We start from the raw sequence: 16,308 nt of genomic DNA, 5'->3' as shown, positions 1-16,308 counted from the left end.
CCTTCCAAACTCAACATGATATGTTTTCTTTCCGCATAAAATATTTGCTCTGCACGCTGGTACTGCTGCTGGCAACATTACACACCTATTCCCAGGCTGGGCCGTTCGTTAACGCTACTCCCGCCGGTTTCGGCAACCTCAACACCATCGGCGGCTACGCTGCATGGGCTGATTACGATAATGACGGCGACCTTGATGTTTGTATAGCAGGCCTGGGGATGGCGGTTGCTCAGTCCCATGTGCGCATTTACCGGAATGACGGTAATGGCAATTTCACCGACCTTGGTATCGACTTCGGCGGTGTTGCCTACGACTCCAAAATGACCATCGTCTGGTTCGATTACGACAACGATGGCTGGCTGGACCTTCTCCTGTTGCTCGGCGGGTATATCTCGCTATACCGGAATAACAACGGCGTTTTTACACTTGCGGCCAATACCGGGCTGCCTGAGCACCTGTCAGTCAGTGCTGCGGCTGCGGGTGATTATGACAACGATGGATATCCTGACCTTGCCATCAACGGTGCTTCTACCACGAGGCAGTCAAAGATCTATCACAACAACCGGCAAGGCGGTTTTGAGGCAACAAGTATCCCCCTTCTGGGCGTAAACGGCGGGGATTTTGCATGGGGGGACTATGATAAAGACGGGCTGCTCGATCTGATGATGACCGGCTACGATAACAACGAATCCACCAACCGCCTGTACCGCAACCTGGGGAACGGCAACTTTTCCACCGGTACAATGCTGGGGACATATGGCTTTCATAACGGCACCATTACCTGGGGTGATTATGATAATGACAGCTATCCGGATCTGTTGTTATCGGGATACAGCTCTCAATACCCCAACAAATATCTCACCATCATTTTACACAACAACGGCGGCGCCGGGTTTACCAATATTAATGCCCCATTGCAAGGCGTAAGCGGCAACACCGCCTGGGGCGATTATAATAACGATGGACGGCTGGACGTACTAGTGGCCGGGCAAACGGTTTGGAATCCGGAGCAGTCTGCCACACAGGTATATACGAACGGAGGCGGCAATAGCTTCACGCTTGCTGCAACCTTACCCTCACGCACATTTTCAACAGCGTCATGGGCTGATTATGATAACGATGGGCGGCTGGACCTGTTGTGGATAGGTGCTGAGGTGAATAGCTCTTTTGCATGCACCTTGTACAGGAATACCACAACCACCGCCAACACGCGCCCCAATGCTCCCTCCGGGCTTACTCATACTATTTCCGCCGATGAGAAGTCCGTGACCTTTAACTGGCAGCCGGCGAACGATGCACAAACGGCTGCCGCCGGTTTATATTATAACATCTACCTGTACGAAGACCCCGGCAGTGCAGTGAAAATTAATTCATACAGCCGTACTAACGGTTACCGTAAGCTCGTAGCCGTAGGCAACACCACCCAGAACACCAGCTTCACCTTCAACGGCCTGGCATACGATAAAGTATACCGCTGGAGCGTACAGGCAATCGACGCAGCCTGGGCAGGCTCTGCCTTTGCGCCGGAACAATCGTTCCCCACCCGCAAAACACAAACTATCCAGCTGAACAACCTCATACATCAATACGGCGATCCTGATTTTGTGCCCGCTACGCTCAACTCCGGCCTGCCACTTTATATTCAGTTAGGGAATCCTTCCGCAGCAGAGCTGCTGCCGGATGGTAAGATCCGCATCAAAGCGGTAGATACCTGCTCGCTCATTGCCTGGCATCCCGGCAATAGTGAATGGCGGCCTGCCACCCTGATCCAGGAAACGATGCAATTCACACCCGGTACCCTCACCGTTGCAGCGGATAATAAAAGGATCACCTACGGCGATGCTCTTCCGGCGCTTACTTACCACATTACCGGCTTCGCAGGCAGCGAAACTGAAAGCGTACTAACACAGCCTGTGCAAATAACCACTACTGCCACCGGCAGCAGCGGCGTGGGCTCCTACCCCATCAACGCGGGTGGCGCAGCAGCTGCCAATTACATTTTCACTTACCAGGCTGGCACGCTCAACATTGATCCCAGGAAGCTAAACATCATACTGGCTCCGGTTGCCGACAAAGTATATGGCACGGCGGACTTTGCGCTCAATGTACAGGCAGACCCTGCCCTGCCGCTTACCTTCAGTAGCAGCCAGCCCGGTGTGGCCACTGTTGATGCAGCCGGCAATATCCATCTCACAGGCCCGGGCACCACTGAAATTGCCGCCATGCAGCAAACCAGCGGCAACTATACCGGCGATACTGCCCGTATAACGTTGCGTGTAACGCAGGCAGCCCAAACAATCACCTTCCCTGCCATTACGCCCAAAACGTTCGGCGATGCGGATTTTGACCCGCAGGCACAGAGCAGCGCAGGTTTACCTGTACAACTCAGCAGTTCAGATGCGAATGTAGCCACCATTACGGCGGATGGAAAGATCCACATTACAGGGGCAGGCACCGCTACTATCACCGCTACGCAAAGTGGCCATCCCAACTACAACAGTGCCACTGCTACCGCTGTACTCACGGTCAGCAAAGCCACCCAAACTATCACCTTCCAGCCATTACCGGCCAAAACATACGGCGATGCAGATTTTGCACCGCAGGCGCAAAGCAGCGCGGCACTGCCGGTAACTTTTACCAGCTCTGATGTTAATGTGGCCACCATTACGGCAGACGGCAAAATTCATATAACCGGCGCCGGTAGTGTTACTATTACGGCCACGCAAAGCGGCAACAATAATTACAATGGCGCTACGGCCACTGCAACATTAACTGTAAACAAAGCAACACAGACCGTTACCATAGATCCGCTGCCAGCCAAAACTTTTGGCGATGCGGATTTTACACCGCAAGCGCAAAGCAGCACGGGATCACCGGTAACTTTTACCAGCTCTGATGCTAATGTGGCCACTATTACGGCAGACGGCAAAATTCATATAACCGGCACCGGTAGTGTTACTATTACGGCCACGCAAAGCGGCAACAATAATTACAATAGCGCTACAGCCACTGCAACATTAACTGTAAACAAAGCAACACAGACCGTTACCATAGATCCGTTACCAGCTAAAACCTTCGGAGATGCGGATTTCACCGCTGTAACACACGTCAGCAGCGGCCTTCCGCTTACATTCAGCAGCTCAGCTGCAAACGTAGCTACGGTTGCAGCAAACGGTACTATTCATATCACCGGTGCAGGCACAGTTATTATTACGGTTACACAACCCGGTAATGGTAACTATCAGACCGCCAGCGCCACAGCAACGCTTACCGTTAGCAAAGCCTCACAGCAGGTAACACTGGCGGACCTGCCGGTAAAAACTTTTGGCGATGCAGATTTCGCAGCAGGCGCCATGGCTTCCAGCGGCCTGCCTGTTGTATATGCCAGTTCAGATATTAATGTGGCCACCGTAAATGCTTCCGGCCAGATCCATATCACCGGCGCAGGCACCACTACCATTACGGTATCACAACCCGGCAACAGCAACTATAACGCTGCGGCGGAGGTTACCAGGCAACTGGTAGTGAAAAAAGCCCCGCAAACCATTACGTTCGGACCGCTGGCAAGGCACAATATCAGTGAACCACCATTCGACCCGGGTGCCACGGCCAGTTCCGGACTGCCGGTTCTCTATGAAATAGAGAACACTACTATCGCTACCGTGAATAACGCACTGGTAACACCACTGCGCGCAGGCATTACCCGCATTACCGCGCGGCAACCGGGCAACAACAACTTTGAAGCAGCTGTGGAAGTTACCCAGGAACTGGAGCTCACTTCCTCCGGCCAGGAAATAAAAGTGAATGATGCGGTTACGCCGAATGGAGATGGGATTAACGACTACCTGCAGATAGAAGGCCTGCGTAATTTCCCGGACAATGAGATCCATATTGCCAATGCCTCCGGGAAGATCGTGTTTGAAGCAGCACCTTACAGAAATGATTTTAAGGGGTATGCCTCAGGCAGCACCCGGGTGCTGCCTAAGGGCGTGTACTATTATGTGTTCTTCTACACATCCGGCAGTACCCGCAAAAAAGTGACAGGCTTCTTTGTATTGGAGTATTAACTGAAGAAAGGCCCGGGTTGTTTGAAACAGCCCGGACCGGATTGGCCATATTTGTACACTGTGTATGAAAGAGCGTTGCCGTAAATGGCAGCGCTCTTTTTATTTCCGGAAAATCCTGCATTTATTTATATAAATTGCTGTAGTAAAAGCCACGCACGTTGTGAATACTATAGCTGCTTTGAAACAGGGTAACCTTTTGGTATTTAATGAAATATATTATTCCTGGCACAAAAGGATCTACTCTTTTATTCTTCAGAAAACAAAGTCTTCTTTCATTGCTGAGGAGGTGGTGCAGCTTACCTTCATCAAATTCTGGAACTACCGGGAAAGCCTGGCGGATGATATGGAAGTACACCTGCAGCTGTTCCGGATTGCCCGTACCACCCTGATAGATCTTCTCCGTAAAGAAACCGTTTATAAAGAAAAGGTGATCCACGTTATGGAGGGATACCGCCTGCCACAGGATGAACTCTGGGGTAAACTGGCAGAAAAGGAATTGCAGCACAAACTGGCCCATGCCCTGGAAGAAATGCCCCCCATGCGCCGCAAGGTTTTTGAAATGAGCCGCTTCAAAGGCATGAGCCACCAACAGATCGCGCAGGAACTTTCCCTATCGTCCAGAACAGTAGAAGCGCATATTTTCCAGGCCATCAAGCAGATAAAACATTATTTCGGCCTGCTCCTCCCCCTCCTGGCCTGGCTTTTCCCTTGCTGAAAATATTTTTTTGCCCGGACTAAGTAGTCCGCCTTTCACAAACGTATTACTTATCTATCAGCCGTATAACATGATAAACGATGAATTACTGACACGGTTCTTTAATGATCAATGCACCCGGGAAGAAGCCCGCGAGGTAGCTGAGTACCTGCAGGAACATCCGGAGGTGCTGGAGAAATATTTGCCGGAAGAAGAGTTTTTGCAATTACAGGAGCAGGACGATTTCCCGGAAACTGTTTCCCGGCAATGGCTGAGAAATATTCACCGGCAAACAGTATTTGCCAATACCCGCACCAAATGGGCTAAACGGCTGGCCATTGCCGCGGTAACAACCGGCGTGCTGATAGGAGGAACCATGTTGCTGGTTGACCGCAACGATAAAAAAGCCATCACAGATGCCGGCACAACCGTGATCACTATCCCGGCAGAGCAACAGGAACGGAAAGAAAACACCGGCACCAGAGCCATGGTGGTTGCCTTACCAGATGGTTCTGTAGTGCAGCTGCAACCGGCAGCCGGCATTGTATATAATAAACAGTTCAGAGAAAACAGGAAGGTATACCTCACAGGAGAAGCAGATTTTACAGTAGCTGCGGATCAATTACATCCCTTCACTGTTTATAGCAGTGAATTATCCACCACCGTTCTGGGCACCTTCTTCCATGTGAAAGCCATTCCCGGGGATGATATGATCACCGTACGGCTGAACACGGGTAAAGTATTGGTACAGAACGCCACCGATATGAAAAAACTCCTCCGTGATGTAGTGCTCACACCCGGCAGGGAACTTCGTTATTACCGCAAAACAGGGAAAGCCATCGTGGCCAGCTTCAATACTACGGGCACGGATATGCTGGTAAAAGCAGGGAACGAGAGCAGTCATGCAAAGCCGGACTGGTATAAGTTTAACAATCAACCAATGGCACAGGTACTCGATCAGCTGAGTAACTATTACGGCGTAGCCATCTATTATTATCCATCAGACGTGACCGAGATTTATTTTGATGGCAAATTTGAAAAGACAGATTCATTGGAGAAGATCCTGACCGACTTAACACTTCCCAATAATCTGAAGCTTATCCGGAACGACAGCGGATTTATAATTAAGAAGAAATAATTCAAGACTATATCGCTCTATTCCTAAAAAGGCGCAAAATGCGCCCGGGACTTTTTATGCCCCGTATTAAAAAAACACGTTTCAAGTTATGAGAATGTACTATCAACCAAACTGGCGCCTGCTCCTGCTGCTATGCATCCTGATATCAGGCGCTTCCACGTTAGCACAGTCACAGGTCCGCATGCAGGTAACCGGCACCGTACGTACTGATCAGGGAGAACTCCTTCCCAATGCCTCCGTTGTGGCGCTGAATGAAAAAACAAAATATACTGCCGGCGTTATTACAGACAGCAACGGCGTATTTCGTTTCTCCGGCCTGCCACAGGAGGGTAAATACTTACTCAGCGTTTCTTACATGGGGTTTGAAACACAACAGTTCAGCAACGTTCAACTTAAACCTGGTGCCACATTAACCTACTCTGTACGGCTGGTTAAAACGGTATCCGCCCTGAACGACATTGTGGTGATCGGTTATGGTACTGCCCGGAAAAAAGATGTGGTTGGTGCATTCAACGTGATAACGCTGAAGGAAGTGGGTGCAGTAAATGCCACCAATCCTTCACAATTACTCATTGGTAAAGCCGCCGGTGTACAGGTGTTGCAAAACAATGGTGCTGCGGGCGCCGATGCGCAGATCATTATCCGCGGTACCGGTAGTTTTACAGACATCAATCCGCTGTATGTGATAGATGGTATCCAGGGCACTAAAAATCTTTTTAATACCATCAATGCCCAGGATATAGAAAGCATAACTGTTCTCAAAGATGCATCTTCCACCGCTATCTATGGCTCCGCTGCCGCCAACGGTGTGGTGATCATCACCACCAAAAAAGGAAAGGCCGGCCCGCCCCGCATCAGCTTTACCTCACAATGGGGCGTTGCAAAAGCATGGAAGAAACTGGACCTGCTGAATGCAACACAGTATGTGGATGCATTGAAAGACCTGGCAGCCACCAAAAATGCAGTACTACCGGCAAAGTTTAATACCACGGCGGTATTACAGGATAGTACCGACTGGCAGGATGCTATTTTCCGCAATGCCCTTGTATCCGAAAACGATCTGAACATCAGCGGTGGCGGAGAAAAAGTGAATTACTCCATATCTGCCACTTACATCAATCAACAGGCGATCTTAACCGATGCCACCAACAAAAGGTTCCAGGCGCGTGTAGGCCTGGAAGAAACACTGGGGCGCTTCCGGTTTACGCAAAACCTTATATTCAGGCAGTATGTGGGCAATGGCAACTATGCCAGTATCATCAATGCTATTCAGTACGCACCATATAAACCCGTACTGGACCCCTCTATACAGGGAGGATATTCTATCCTCGCTAACATCGATGACTATAGCAACGCCAGCAATCCCCTGCAGGATATTGCCATGAGAAGTCAAACTTCTAAATCGCTGGCTTTTTTCCCGCAGCTGTCTGCTGAAGTGCGCATCATAGATGGATTGAAATTCCGTTCGCAGTTTGCCGCAGAAGTGAATTCCAGCCGGAGCAACAGTTACCAGAAACAATACCAGTCCTCCAATTTCCTGAACCAGGCCCGCCAATCCACGCTCGCTTTCACGGAGAACTCGTATTACATGCTGGAAAACTATTTGTCGTACGACAAGGTATTGGGTAACCACCAGTTCTCTTTAATTGCCGGGCAAAGTTATATTGATCCGGGGCAAACCAACAGTTCCGGCATCAGGGGTACCGGCCAGCCGAACGATAATATTACCAATATTACCGTAGCTTCTTCCCAGGCTGTTACCAGCGGTTATTCCAACTACGCCCGCCCCTCTCTGATCTCTTATTATGGCCGGCTCAATTATACTTTTGATGATAAATATATACTGACCACCAGCTATCGCAGAGATGGCGCTTCCAACTTCGGTGCTAATAACCGCTTCGGTAATTTCGCCGCAGGAGGTTTGTCTTGGCGCTTTTCAGAAGAAGATTTTATCAAAAAAGCACTGCCTGTGCTCAGCGATGGAAAGCTGAGTGTCAGCTGGGGACAAACTGGCAATAATAATATTCCCAACTTCCTGAATACCGCGAGAACATACCAGGGTACACCCACAGGCGCGCTGGTATATTCCTTTGGCAGCACGGAAACATTTGTATCCGGCACTACGATCACTACGGTAAGCAATCCTGATTTAAAATGGGAGAAAACCACGCAGACGGATATAGGTATCGACCTGGCATTTCTAAACAACCGCCTCACTGTAGAAGCCGATTGGTATAACAGGAAAAGTATGGGCCTGCTGGTCACCACCATGCTGCCAGCCAGTATTGGTGTGAGCCCAACCGGCGCGCAACCAAGAAAAACAGTCAATGCCGCAGATGCACAAAACAAAGGCTTTGAACTCACTATCGGTTATAAGGATAAGATCAACAATAATCTCAGCTTCAACGTAAGTGTGAACGGGTCCATTAACCACAACGAAGTATTGTCTTTAGGAGACCAGTTTTCCGCACCGATACAGGCAGGCGCCTTCACACCTGTACCGGCTACCACTTATACTGCTGCAGGCTATGCTATTGGCTCCTTTTATGGCTATCGCATGGATCATGTGGCGAAAGATGCAGCAGAAGTGGCTGCGCTTGATGAGGCAGCCGCAAAGAAAACAGGCAGGCCCAATGCTAAATACCAGGATGGATTATTACCGGGAGATTTTATTTATAAAGACATAGACGGTGATGGTGTGGTTACTGCAAAAGACCAGGAAGTATTAGGCAATGCTATTCCAAAATATATCTATGGCATCAACGCCGGCGTAACGTATAAAAACTTTGACCTCAACCTGGTGTTATCCGGTATCAGTGGATTGAAACTCCTCAATGGCTTAAAATTAAATACCAGCACAATGGCCACCGGGCATAATGCCTCTACGGACCTTCTTAACAGGTGGCGCAAACCCGGTGATGTAGCGGCTTTGCCAAGGCTGGGCCAGAATGCCACCGGCAATGGCAACCTCCGCCCCTCAGATTGGTGGCTGGAAGATGGCAGCTACCTGCGTTTGAGGAACATTACCATTGGTTACAACGCTTCCGGGCAGATGCTAAGCAATATCACCAAAGGCACCGTTAAATCACTCCGTATTTACGTGGCAGCACAAAACTTAATCACTCTTACTAATTATACCGGGTACGATCCGGAAGTGGTAGGCGATTACATTTTTGCGCGTGGTATTGACCAGGGCCAGGTGCCGCAGCCAAGAACATTGCTGGCAGGTATTCAATTAGGGTTTTAATTGTTAAAAACGATTTTATGAAGAAGTATATATATCAATTGCTGATGATAGCCGCACTGGTGACCATCACGAACGGATGCAAAAAATCCCGCCTGGAACTGGTAGATCAGAGCGCCTATGCATACGAAACTTACTTTAACAATATCACCGCGATGAACCAGGCCACTGTAGCCAGTTACGCTACACTGCTTCATCCGGGACTATGGGCCAGGGAGTACTACTATATTTTTGATCTGATGGGGCATGATGCCAAACGTGCCAGCTTTTTGCTGGGTGCAGAGCAGGAACTGGGCGATTATAGTTTTGGCACTAACAACGCCAATCTTAGCTCCTTATGGGGCTCTCTGTACCGGATGATCTTCAGGACCAACCTGGTAATAGACCGGGCTGCCGCCTGGAATCCCACGGCCACTGTGGATCGCGCCAAACTGAACCAGTACCTCGCGGAAGTAAAGTTCCTGCGTGCCTATGCTTACTTTCACCTGGTAGTATTATGGGGAGATGTGCCCTTGTACATCGATTATCAAACCACACTTAATAACAACTACCTGCCTCGCAGCCCTGCTGCGGATGTGTGGAAGCAAATAGAAAAAGATCTCACAGAAGCACAGGCTACAGCGGAATTACCTACTGCATATCCGGCCGCAGAATTGGGCAGAGCCACCAAAGGCGCCGTGACGGCGCTGCTCGGCAAGGTGTACCTGTACCAGAAAAAATGGGCTTCTGCACAAACGGAACTCGAAAAACTGATGGGTGCACCCTTCACCTACAAACTCGATCCTTCTTACGATAATGTTTTCAGTACCACCAATCAGAACACACCTGAAAATATCTTCCAGATCATGAACCAGCAGTGGACGGACTGGGCCATTGGTTCTCCTTATTATATGTTTGGCAACGGAGCAGAACAGGTAGGTAAACAAACACATAGCGGACGTGCCATGGAGTATGGCTTTAATGATAACTGGAAGAATGTATACATCAGTAACGCCGCTGTTAAAGCATTCACTTATACCAATCCTGTAACCGGCCTGCCGTATACTGATCCGCGCGCTAAATCCACCTTCTACGGTACTGCCGCTTCCGGTGGTGAAACAGTTTTCTGCCAGCAATGCCCCAGCGGACAAAAGCCCTATCCATTTGATGCCGCTGATCCACAGGGAGATTATCGCTGGAAGAAATATGAGTATTATCACCTGGTGGAAAAATACGGTGATCCTAAAAGTCCGATCAACGGGCAGGTGATCCGCCTCGCAGATGTGATGCTGATGCTCGCCGAAGCACAGATCCAGCAAGGCAATACAGGTAATGCTCCGCTGGCACTGATAGACAGCGTTCGCTCCCGCTCCAAGGCATTTTTATATACCAGCCTGGGCGATCAGACAAATGCGATGAATATACTGATGCGCGAAAGGCAGCTGGAATTATGCGGCGAACAAGTCCGCTATTTCGACCTGTTGCGCTGGGGTATTATCAAACAAACGATCAACGCAGAAAAAGCCGCAGAACCGGGAACGGGTACACAACCCTTCCAGGATAAACATCTTCTCTTCCCCATTCCTGATGCAGAAAAAAACTATAATCCTAACGTAGCCAAAGCCGTCAAAAATGGCTGGAATTGATCTAAGACACAACATGTATCAGGGATAGTTCAACATAATCCTAAATAATTCCACATGAAAAAGATTTGCTACACCCTATTACTCGCCATTTTTTACCTGGCGGCCTCACAGGGAGTGCGCGCGCAAACCTATACCTGGAACCAGGTTCGGATAGGTGGCTCCGGTGCCATCCCCTCTTTTGTGGCGCACCCTTTGGTACCTGATCTTTATTTCATCACCACCGATGTAGGCACGCCCTACCGCTGGAATAAGGACCTGCAGAAGTGGGAGCACTTAATGTTATTCAAAAAAATACCGCTCAACTACTGGAGCTGGGAATTCCATCAACGTTGCGGCAGCATTGCCGTAGACCCCAACGATGCTACCGGTAATATTCTTTACGCCACCGTAGAGAACGGCCCCGGTTCCGGACCCGGTAAAGGCTCTGCCACGGTGGGTACCATCATGAAAAGTACTGACAGGGGTGACACCTGGACGGACCTCAACGTTCCTATCGCCGTGCACCCGAACAGCACACAGTCATTCGGCGATCGTATACAGGTAGACCCTGCCAACAGTAATCATGTGTGGGTTGTAACTGACTCGCATGGCGCCTTAAAAACGCAAAATGCCGGTACCAGCTGGACGCAGGTAAGCAACATCAGCACATCTGGTTACTGCTCTTTTATTCTTTTCGACAAAAGTTCCGGCACTGTTACTGTAAACAGCCAGACTGTTACCAAACGGATCTATATCGGCAGGCAGGCTGGTGTATACGCATCAGAAGACGGCGGCCTTTCTTTCACGCTGATGAGCAACAGCCCTGCTTACCCTATCCGTGCTACGATCCATGCAGATGGAACGCTGTACATATCTGCCGGTACCGAGAATCAGGAAAAAGGCGTTTACAAGTATAAGAACGGTAGTTGGCAGAATATCTCTCCCGTAACCTTAGAACCCGATCCTGATCCGAATAAAAACGACAGGTTCTTCATTAAAGTTGCGGTGAACCCCGCCAATTCAAATGAGATCATTGTAGGCACCCGCGGCACCTGGCAAAAGGACCCTTATTATATTTCGACGCAGGGCGGCGCACCTGGCTCCTACTCGCCGGGACAGATCAGCCGTGATAATTCGGAAGCACCGCATTCGAAGAATGATGGTGTACCATTCAACGCTCCCGGCCATAATTCTTATGGCTTTCACTGGGACCCTTTTTATCCCAACCGCGTGTGGTTAAATGATATGCTGGACGTACTTTCCACAGATAACATCTTTGCAACCCCTACCAATTGGAAGATACGCGTGGTAGGTTTGGAAGAGATCATGGTAACAGGTCCGCTGGTAGCGCCTCCCAGTGGCAGGAACCTGCTGCTCTCTGTTACTGCGGATGTGGGCGGCGCGCATCACCGCTCCCTTACGGAGCCCCTGAACCAGGGTAATGTTGCCAATACTGCTTTGTTCACCAATATCTTCAACGCCTTTAACATGACGGGCGTAGCCTTCCAGTACAACGATCCTGAGTTTGTTGTGCGCGTTGGCTGCGATGGCCCTGCCACTACGGAAGTGATTTATTCGCGTGCAGGTTACTCCACCAATGGCGGAGATACCTATACCCTCTTCCCGCAATCACCCGGCATACGCGGGCGTGTAGCCGTGTCCGCTAACCGCAGGAATATACTCTGGCTTACGCAAATGGATGGTAACAGTCCAGGTAATTTGTACTGGTCGGAGAACCTGGGTACCAGTTGGCAAAAGTCCACCGGCGTTGCTTCCGGCATCTTACCTGCGGGCCCGCAATGGACCCTGTACCCCGGGCAAAACCATCTGGCAGCAGATAAAGTGAACGGCGACTATTTCTATATCTGGGACCGCGGTTCGTTTTATGTAAGTTCAGATGGCGGAAAGTCGTTCGTGAAAACAGCTGCCGAAGGCCTCACGGCCAATGCAGGCAGCAACCCGAACGGTTCAGCTTATGCCACCACTTCCAATGTTGAGGTAACACCCGGCAAAACCGGTGATGTGTGGATCGCCTTTCACAATGAATCATATCCTCAATTCAGCGGCCTTTTTCATACAACAGATACAGGAAAAACATTCAGCAAAGTAGGCGGCGAAAATTTCAAGCCTAAATGGATAGCTGCAGCTATGTCCGACACAACGGTGAATGCACACCTTGCTTTGTATGTGACCAGCCAGGCTATTCCTATCAATGGCATTAACTACGGCGCTTTCCGTTCAGACGATACCGGCCGCACCTGGCAAACCATTTTAGACAGGCTGCCGGGCGTTGCGCCGAATATTACGGCAGACAACAAGGGAAGGATGTTTATTTCTGCTCACGGGAACGGTATCTTTTTTGGTACTCCTGTAGCAGGCCCTGTTCAGTCCGTGGAAATTATCAATCCCGCATCAGACACACTGGTGAAAGGATATACTACTAAACTGAATTTTAAGCTCACACCTGCCTACCCCACTAACCCGGCCATTACCTGGAGCTCCTCCGATACTACCATCGCAAAAGTGGACCAATTCGGGAAAGTGAGCGGCATCAACACCGGTACTGCTACCATCACTATTACAACGACCGATGGTGGAAAAACGGATACGCAACCAATTGTTGTGATACCTCCTACCATATCCACCGGCATTACAATAGACAGTGTTGTGTATGGCACCATGAATACACCTAAGCAACTCAGTTTCGCCGTTTTGCCTGCCAACACTACCAACAAAGCCCTTACCTGGTCTGTGGCAGATGGAACTGTTGCGAGCGTGGATGCCAATGGTGTGGTCAGAGGCCTGAAACTGGATACCACCACCCTCACTGTTACCGCAGCAGACGGTGGCTTCACCAAAACCGTACAGCTGATCGTGAACACCATTGTAACGGCTATCAATGCAGGTACTAACGCCACCCCGCCAACGCCTTACCAGAATACCACCATTGGCCAGTACATACCCGAAGGGCCGGCCAACACCGCCGGGCTCTGGCATGCCGGATACACGGGGAACAGCAACATCACTGCAACAGTGGACCTGAGCCAGGTAACGGAACCTGCACCCCGCAAGGTGTATGAATACATGCGTATTTCCAGGAATAACGTTACACAGATGCGTTACTATCTGCGCAACCTGATCCCTAACGCCAGGTATGCGGTACGCCTACATTTCATAGAGCCCAGCAATACCGATAAAGCGAACCGCATCTTCAGTGTAAAGACCCTCTATGGCGACAGCCTGATTAATTTCAATCCTTACGCTGCAGCAGGTAATAAACTGAACACCGTTGTAACGCGCACACTTGAAGCGAAAGCGAATAGTTCCGGCATCATAGAAGTATGGTTCTACCCACAAGCCGGTACGAATTACAGCGCTTCCATTGCAGCTCTTGAAGCACGTATCATTCCGCTACAGGGGATCAGCATTCATTCAGACAGCAGCAACCTCTATGTTAGCTACACTGATACATTGAAGCTGACCACTACGCCAGTGAATGCCACTAACCGGAACCTGGTATACACTTCTTCCAACCAGGCAGTAGCTACAGTAGACCTGAACGGTGTTGTAACAGGAAGATCCGCAGGAACGGTTACGATCACTGCAACCTCCGTTGAAAGCGGCTTTACGGCTACCAAAAACTATAATGTAATTTATATACCGGTTACCTCTTTAACGCTGGATAGTTCATCAGCCAATGTATTTGTTGGATCCACCATCCAGCTGAATGCTACCATCGCTCCGGCAAAAGCAAGTAATAAAGGGGTGATATGGACGTCTTCAGACACCCTGCTGGCCAAAGTAAGCAGCAACGGTACCATCACTGGCATCAAACAGGGGGACGTTATCATCAAAGCTACATCGGCAGACAACGCGACTATTTTTGCACAGGCCAATGTACATGTGGCCAATGTATTAGCTACCAGCCTTACGCTGACCCCATCCACCGCTATCATCGGCGCCCTGGATACCTTGCTGGTGAAAGTCAGCTTCTCTCCTGCCAACACCTCCATCAAAAAGGTTTCCTGGAGCAGCTCCGATGCAACAGTAGCTACCGTTGACAGCGCAGGTATTATCACGGCCATTAAACAAGGTACTGCTACCATCACCGCCAATACGCAGGACGCTTCAGGCGTTTCAGCTACATTGCCGGTAACCGTTGTACCGTTTGATTCCTGCGGCGGCATACCCAACTACGGTTTTGAAAGTGACCTGATCAACTGGCTCACTTACCTGAAAGGCCAGCCGAATACCGGCGCGGTGTACACTGTAAGCGGCAAAGGCCACGCCGGTGATAAAGCTGCAACACTAGGCTTTACTAAAGAAAAAACCAGTATGAACATCCAGGGTGCCATACCTGTAAGAGGCGGTAGTATCATTGTATTCAACCAATGGGTGAAAGTGGAAAAAGGCGCAGGCATTGAAGGCTATCCCTGGTGGGCAGGATACGGCGTTGGATTTGTGGATAGCCTGGGTGCTGCCACAGGTAATGCCGACTATTCAAGAAATATACATGTGGCCGCATACTATGATAACTGGGTACAGATAAGAGATACTGTTACCGTGCCTGACACTGCAACAGGCCTCACTTATTGGGTGGCTAAAGAAGGGCCCGGTACTGTATGGCTGGATGATTTCTGCATAGAAGTTTTAAAGACAAATAAAAATGCTATTTACGGCATAAACGCAGGTACTACCACAACGCCTGCCGGCCCGTATGCCAATACCACCTTTGCGCAATATGTTCCGGAAGGGCCTACCGGCACGGATAAACTCTGGCATGCAGGTTATACCTGGGTACAAAAAGTGAATGGACCTGTAGATCTGTCTTATGTAACTGATCCGGCTCCACCGCAGGTATACGAGTATATGCGCGTATTCAAAAGCAATGTTACGCAGATGCGTTATTACCTGCGCGGGCTCACGCCTAATACCGTTTATAAGATCCGGCTGCACTTTGTTGAGCCAGAGGATGCAGCGAAAACCAAAAGGATCTTCAGCATAAAAGCCACCAATGGGCTGGACAGTCTTATAGACTTCAATGTGTACCAGGCCGCAGGCAACAGGCTGAACACTGCTGTGATACGCAGCATCAGGGCAACAGCGAACAGCTCAGGCATGATACAGGTGTTCTTCTATCCTAAAACAGGATTGTATGATCCTTACAGCGGATCAATTGCTGCTATCGAGGTGCGGGACCTGATGACAACGGATACCCTGGAAAGCTTGCAAAATACGATCGCAGCGACCAGTAACAAACCAAACGTTAGCCTGAATTTTACAACGGAAGTATTTCCTAATCCTTCCAGCAATGGATTTAATGTAAGAATGACCTCTTCATTGAAAACGGAAGCAATGCTTAACATTGTTGATAACGCCGGCAGCATCATTTATTCCAGGAGAATAAATGCCGGTACATATTACCAGGTTGGGCAAGATCTGAAACCCGGACTTTACTATATCAATGTTAGTCAAGGAGTTCAGAGCAAGACAATGAAGGTTGTGAAACAATAATGGGTTATAACTTCAATAAAAAGAGAGCTACTGTAATGGTAGCTCTC

At 49.5% G+C, this 16,308-nt stretch carries 6 protein-coding genes; all 6 read left to right on the top strand.

The annotated features are described in order from the left end of the window. Window positions 1-20 precede the first annotated feature (20 nt). The 6 genes from AAHN97_RS06590 (at window position 21) to AAHN97_RS06565 (ending at window position 16,261) form a co-directional block, all read left to right on the top strand. Window positions 21-4,067, top strand: a complete 4,047-nt coding sequence (locus AAHN97_RS06590; protein ID WP_343306764.1) for an FG-GAP-like repeat-containing protein — start codon at window positions 21-23, stop codon at window positions 4,065-4,067. Between the two features lie 160 nt (window positions 4,068-4,227). Then, complete coding sequence (locus AAHN97_RS06585) at window positions 4,228-4,782, top strand: sigma-70 family RNA polymerase sigma factor (RefSeq protein WP_343306763.1); 555 nt, start codon at window positions 4,228-4,230, stop codon at window positions 4,780-4,782. A gap of 70 nt (window positions 4,783-4,852) precedes the next feature. Further along, the gene (locus tag AAHN97_RS06580) at window positions 4,853-5,899 is read left to right on the top strand and encodes a FecR domain-containing protein (RefSeq protein WP_343306762.1); all 1,047 of its coding nucleotides are present in this window, start codon (window positions 4,853-4,855) and stop codon (window positions 5,897-5,899) included. Between the two features lie 88 nt (window positions 5,900-5,987). Further along, window positions 5,988-9,146 (top strand): SusC/RagA family TonB-linked outer membrane protein, encoded by a 3,159-nt coding sequence (locus AAHN97_RS06575; protein ID WP_343306761.1) that lies wholly within the window; start codon window positions 5,988-5,990, stop codon window positions 9,144-9,146. Window positions 9,147-9,163: 17 nt separating this feature from the next. Continuing rightward, window positions 9,164-10,768 (top strand): RagB/SusD family nutrient uptake outer membrane protein, encoded by a 1,605-nt coding sequence (locus AAHN97_RS06570; RefSeq protein ID WP_343306760.1) that lies wholly within the window; start codon window positions 9,164-9,166, stop codon window positions 10,766-10,768. Window positions 10,769-10,822: 54 nt separating this feature from the next. Further along, window positions 10,823-16,261 carry an Ig-like domain-containing protein gene (locus AAHN97_RS06565; RefSeq protein ID WP_343306759.1) on the top strand — a complete coding sequence of 1,813 codons (5,439 nt, stop codon included), beginning with the start codon at window positions 10,823-10,825 and terminating at the stop codon, window positions 16,259-16,261. Window positions 16,262-16,308 lie beyond the last annotated feature (47 nt).

This window comes from Chitinophaga niabensis, assembly GCF_039545795.1.
GTDB classification, from domain to species: domain Bacteria; phylum Bacteroidota; class Bacteroidia; order Chitinophagales; family Chitinophagaceae; genus Chitinophaga; species Chitinophaga niabensis_B.
Note: the sequence above shows the minus strand (reverse complement) of the source record. Positions and strands in the feature narration are given on the sequence as shown.